Here is a 5703-nt window from a genome sequence, read left to right on the forward strand (position 1 = left end):
GCTGCAGCGCGGCCGCGTCGTCATGCCGCCCGCCGAGCGCAGCCCGCGGCGCCGGCGACAGGCGGCTTTCGTCCACGTCGACCTGAAGGCCGGACTGTTTCGCGTAGGCGCGCAGCTGCTCGGCGAGCGGCGCGGACGGAATCGCGAAGTCGTGTTCGGCGGCCGCGGCGGAGCCGGCGGCGGCGAGACCGAAAAGGGCGCAGCGCAGCGCCCGCGGGAGCGGTTGGAGTGTTGCGATCGTCATCGGGGAGTCCCTGGTGGTGGTCGCGCGCGCCATCCCGCACGCTTTATAAGAATGCAGATGATAACGGTTCGCATTATCATGTGTAACCCGGAAGGGCGGCGACACAGGTTGCGAGGCGGCAATGGACGAGGGCGGAGCAGGACGTTCGACAGGCAATGAGGTCGCGCCGGACCCGCGCGCCGCGCGCGCGTTCGCTGCGCTGCACGCGCCCGATGCGGGCTCGGCGGACTGGTGGCGACGCATCGCGGATCAGGGCACGCCGCTCGTGGACCGGCTCGGCCCGAACGAGATCGGCGTGACGTTTCTCTGGCGCGATCCGCACGGGAGTGCCGCGGTCTCGCCGCTGCGTCGCGTCTATGTCGACGTGAACTCGGTGACCGATCACCACAGTCCGGCACCGCAGTCGCTCGCGCGTCTGCGCGGCAGCGATGTCTGGTTCTGGCAGGTCGTGCTGCCGTCGGACTGGCGCGGCAGCTATGTGTTCATCCCGGCGACGGCCGGCGCGGTTGCGCCAGCGCTCATCGGCGACGACGTCGAGAAAATGCAGCAGCAGCGGCAGTGGTGGCGTTCTATACAAGTCCACGCAACCGCGGATCCGCTGAATCGGTTCGTCGCGCGCCGCGACGGCAGTGCATCGGCGCTGCATCTCGCCGACGCCCCGGCGCAGACGGCCTGGACCGCGTTCGACCGCGGCCGTGACGTCAACACCGATCCGTCCCGCCTGCAGGAATTGAACTGGTGCAGCGCGCGGCTCGGCACGGCGCGCCCGGTGTGGCTCTACGCGACCGGCACGGCCGATCCGTCCGCGGCAGCGCTGCGCCCGCTCGTGCTGCTGCTCGACGGCCGCCGCTGGCATGAGGATCTGCCGATCTACGCGGCGCTAGACGCCGAAACCGACTGCGGGCGACTGCCGCCGGCCGTCTATGTGCTGATCGACGCGATCGACAGTCGCCAGCGCGAGCGCGATATCGCCTGCAATCCGGTTTTCTGGCAGGCGCTGCAGACCGAACTGCTGCCCGAGGTCGCGGTCACGACGCCGCACAGCACGCGCGCGCAGGATACGGTCGTCGCCGGACAGAGCCTCGGCGGACTCGGCGCCGTCTACGCCGCGCTGCAGTTCCCCGAGCGCTTCGGCGCCGCCGCGAGCCAGTCGGGTTCGTTCTGGTGGCCTCATGTCGAACTGCTGCATGCGCCGTTCGGCGAATCCTGTCCGCGCCGTCCCGGCGCGCGCGGCGCGCTGGCCGAGCGTGTCGCGTCGTCGTCGCGCGCGTCGGCACCGCTGCGCGTGTGCCTCGATGTCGGCCGACGCGAGGACGTGATGATCGATCTGACCGAATCCCTGCGCGACGCGCTCGCATCGGCCGGCCACGACGTGGTCTGCCGCGACTATGAAGGCGGCCACGACGCGCTGTGCTGGCGCGGCGCGCTGGTCGATGCGCTCGCCCGGCTGCTCGCGCCGGCCGGTGCGGCCGCGCCCGTATCGCATTCCCCTGGAGACCCCGCATGACCACCGAAACCACGAATCCGTTCGACGACGAGACGCAGGCGTTCTTCGTGCTCGTCAACGCGCAGGACCAGTACAGCCTGTGGCCCGCGTTCGCCGCACTGCCGGCCGGCTGGCGCAGCGTGCTCGGCCCCGGGCCGCGTCAGGTCTGCATCGACTTCGTCGACGCGCACTGGACCGACATCCGTCCGCTGCACGCGCGCTAGGAGACAGCCATGTCGAAGACTTCTGTCGCGATCGAGGACACCGTCGCGGTCACGACGGTCGCGCTCAACGGCGCACAGGCAGGCATCTGGGTCGCCGATCAGGTCGCGCCGATCGCGAACGGCTATGTCGTCGCGCACTGGGTCGACCTGCATGGCGCGCTCGATGCCGATTGCCTCGTCGACGCGATCCGCTGCGGACTCGCCGAAACCGACACGCCGCATGCACGTTTCGTCGAGACCGACGACGGTGTCGTGCAGCATCTGCCGCGCACCGTCGACGCCGCGGCGATCGACGTCACGGTCGAGGATCTGCGCGGCGAGGACGATCCGCTTGCCGCCGCGCTCGCGCGCATGCAGTCGGATCTCGCGCAGCCGCTGCGCGGCGACGCGGCCGGGCCGCTGTTCCGCCATGCGGTCTACCGCATCGGCGAGCAGCGCTACGCGTGGTATCAGCGCTATCACCATCTGTGCGTCGACGGCTACAGCTTCGCTGCCGTGTCGAAGCGAATCGCGGCGATCTATTCGGCGCGCGTGCGCCATGAAGTCCCCGCACCGGCCGCCCAGGTCGGTTTCGACGCCGTCGTCGACGAAGCGCAGCGCTACGCGCAATCCGACGCGGCTGCGCGCGACCGCGCGTTCTGGCGCGACTACGGCGCGCAGCTCGCCGCGCCGGTGTCGCTGTCGACGCGCGACGTCGTGTCCGCGTCGACGTTCGCAAACGTCGACGTGCTGCGCGAACGCGTGAGCGTCGCCGCGAGCGATGTCGCCGCGTTCGCCGCGGCGATGCAGCCGCAGGGCGGCAGTGCGCTCGAAGCGCTGATGGCCGCGCTGTTCTGCTATGTGCAGCGCTGCACCGACACCGACGCGGTCGTCGCCGGCATTCCGTTCATGCGCCGCCTCGGTTCGGTCGCGATGGATGCGAGCGGTCCGGTCGTCAACGTGCTGCCGCTGCAGTTGTGCGTGACCGCAGACGCGACGCTGGCCACGATCGCCGCGCAGTTGCGCACCGAACTCGCGCGCGTGCGCCGCCATCAGCGCTGCGACGCCGAGCAGGTGCAGCGCGATCTCGGTCTCGTCGGCAGCGGTCGCGCGCTGTACGGTCCGACGATCAACCTGAAGATCTACGACCAGACGCTGGCGCTCGACGCTGTCCGCGGCAGCCTGCACGTGCTCGCCGCCGGACCGGTCGAAGACCTCGAGTTCGCGCTGTGGCCCGACGCCGATGCCGCGGTCATCGAACTCAGCGCGAACCCGGCGCGTTACGACGCCGCCGAACTCGCGCTGCATGCCGCGCGCCTGTCGGCGTTCCTGTCGCGTCTCGCGGCTGATCCGCAGCGTGCGATCGCTGCGATCGAACTGCGCGCGCCGGCGGAAGCGGCGCAACTGGCCGCGTGGTCGCAGGGGCCGGATCCGCGCACGCGCGATGCGGCGGCGAGCGTGCTCGATCGTCTGCGTGCGCAGGTCGCCACCGATCCGGACGCGATCGCCGTGGTCTGCGGCGCGGAGCGTCTGAGCTTTGCCGCGCTCGCGCAGCGTGCGCAGGCCATCGCCGACGGTCTGCGTGCGGTCGGCGTCGCGCGCGGCGACATCGTCGCCGTCGCGTTGCCGCGCAGTGCCGACAGCATCGCGGCGGTGTTCGGCGTGTTCGCGGCCGGCGCGGTCTATCTGCCGCTCGATCTCGACTATCCCGCCGAGCGTCTCGCGACGATTGCCGCCGACGCGCGGCCGCGCGCGATCGTGACGCGGCGCGACGTAAATCCTGCGCTCGCGGCGACACCGCTGTTCCTCGACGCGCTCGCGCCGAGCGGGCGACCGCGCGCGGCACTGCTGCGCGACGCAGCGCTGTCGGCGGGCGACGCGGCCTATCTGATCTATACCTCGGGTTCGACCGGCACGCCCAAGGGCGTGCTCGCCACCCACGGCGGCCTGTTGAACCTGCTGCGTTCGCACGAAGCCGACGCGTTCGGCGCGCTGACGAGCGCACGCGGCGCGCGCCGCCTGCGCGCCGCGCACACGACCTCGTTCGCGTTCGATGCGGCCTGGGAACAGATCATCTGGCTGCTGCTCGGCCAGGAGCTGCACATCTGCGACGACGAGGTGCGCCGCGATGCGCAGGCGCTGCTCGCGTTCGTGCACGAACGCGCAATCGATGCGCTCGACGTGCCGCCGGTGCTGCTGCAGGCGCTCGTGGACGCAGGGCTGCTCGACGATCCGGCGCGTCTGCCCGGCCTGATCCTGACCGGCAGCGAAGCCGTGCCGCCGGCGCTGTGGCGCACGCTGCGCGAGGTGCCCGGACTGCGCGTCTGCAACTGCTACGGTCCGACCGAATACACCGTCGACGCGCTGAGTGCGCAGCTCGCGGTCGCGGCGACGCCGGTCATCGGCAGGCCGGTCGCGCGCACGCGCGCCTACGTGCTCGACCGCCGTCTGCAGCCGCTGCCGGTCGGTGCGACCGGCGAGCTGTATCTCGCCGGCGCCGGTCTCGCGCACGGCTATCGCGGACGTGCCGCGCTGACCGCGACGCGCTTCGTCGCCGATCCGTTCGTCGCCGGCGAGCGCATGTACCGCAGCGGCGACTGCGTGCGCTGGCGCGCCGACGGCCAGCTCGAATTTCTCGGCCGCGGCGATCGACAGGTGAAGATCCGCGGCTTCCGCGTCGAGCCCGGCGAAGTCGAACAGGTGCTGCGCGGACTGCCCGGCGTCGCCGACGCGATCGTGCAGGCGCAGACCTGCGGCATGACGCTACGCCTCGTCGGCTATTGCACGCCGACGGCCGACGCAGCGCTCGACGCCGACATGGTGCGCCGCGAACTCGCCGCGCGCGTTCCGGACTACCTCGTGCCCGCCGGCATCGCCGTGCTCGCGCAGTGGCCGCTGACGACGAACGGCAAGATCGATCGGCGCGCGCTGCCGGATGTCACGGCGCCCGCGACCGCGCGGCGCGAAGCGGCGAATCCGCGCGAGCGGCTGATCTGCGCGGGCATCGCGCAGGTGCTCGGCCTGCCCGCCGTCGGTGCCGACGACGACTTCTTCGCGCTCGGCGGCGACAGCATCTCGGCGATGGCGCTCGGCACGCAATTGCGACGCGACGGCTACCGGCTCGCGCCACGCGAGATCTTCGCGCAGCGCACGCCGGCGCGCATGGCTGCGGCACTCACCACGCTGCGCGAATCGCGCGCGCGCGGCGCCGAGGCGGATGGCGCGATCGGACGGCTGCCCATCGTCGCGTGGTTCGCCGAGCACTGTGGAATGGACAGTCGCTATGCCCAGGGCGTGATCGTGCGTGTGCCTGCGACACTGAACGCGCACGTGCTCGCGCAGGCGCTGGCCGCGCTGCAGCGGGCGCACCCGGCGCTGCGCGCGCGCGCCGCCGGCGGCGTGCTCGTCGTCGGTCCGGCCCGGCCGCTCGTCGTGCAGGACGACACCGGCGATGACGGCCCGTTCGTCGCGCGTGCGAACCGACTGTTCCGCACGAGCGCCGCGGCGCTCGCACCGTCGGCCGGGCATCTGATGCAGGCCACGCTGCTGCGCGGCGACGGCGCGTCGTGGCTGCTGCTCGTCGCGCATCATCTGATCGTCGACGGCGTGTCCTGGCGCGTGCTGCTGCCGGAGTTGCGCGCGGCCTGCGAGGCCGCGGCGTCGGGTGCGATGCCGTTCGTCGCGCCCGAGGAAACGACCCTGCGCGAATGGGCCGCGGCGCTGGCGGCGGAAGTGCCGCAGCGGCGCAGCGAAATCGACCAGTGGCGCGC

Annotated in this window: 3 protein-coding genes and 2 pseudogenes; 4 read left to right on the forward strand and 1 reads right to left on the reverse strand. The window is 72.0% G+C overall.

The features are described from left to right. Positions 1-277 (reverse strand): annotated as a pseudogene (locus VLF18_RS06805) (hypothetical protein); the annotation flags it as partial. Positions 278-365: 88 nt separating this feature from the next. On the opposite strand from VLF18_RS06805, the gene fes reads away from it, so the two are divergent. The 4 genes and pseudogenes from fes to VLF18_RS23140 all read left to right on the forward strand — a co-directional run. Further along, complete coding sequence (gene fes, locus VLF18_RS06810) at positions 366-1751, forward strand: enterochelin esterase (RefSeq protein WP_325278865.1); 1386 nt, start codon at positions 366-368, stop codon at positions 1749-1751. Next, positions 1748-1954: an MbtH family protein gene (locus VLF18_RS06815; RefSeq protein ID WP_325278866.1), complete on the forward strand. Its 207-nt coding sequence runs from the start codon at positions 1748-1750 to the stop codon at positions 1952-1954. Before fes ends, VLF18_RS06815 begins: the two co-directional genes overlap by 4 nt. 9 nt (positions 1955-1963) lie before the next feature. Next, positions 1964-3280: pseudogene (locus VLF18_RS23135) on the forward strand (condensation domain-containing protein); the annotation flags it as partial. A gap of 162 nt (positions 3281-3442) precedes the next feature. Next, positions 3443-5703, forward strand: a 2261-nt coding sequence (locus tag VLF18_RS23140) for an amino acid adenylation domain-containing protein (protein ID WP_414717195.1), incomplete at its 3' end; no start/stop codon positions are given.

Source organism: Tahibacter sp. (genome assembly GCF_035481375.1).
Lineage (GTDB): Bacteria > Pseudomonadota > Gammaproteobacteria > Xanthomonadales > Rhodanobacteraceae > Tahibacter.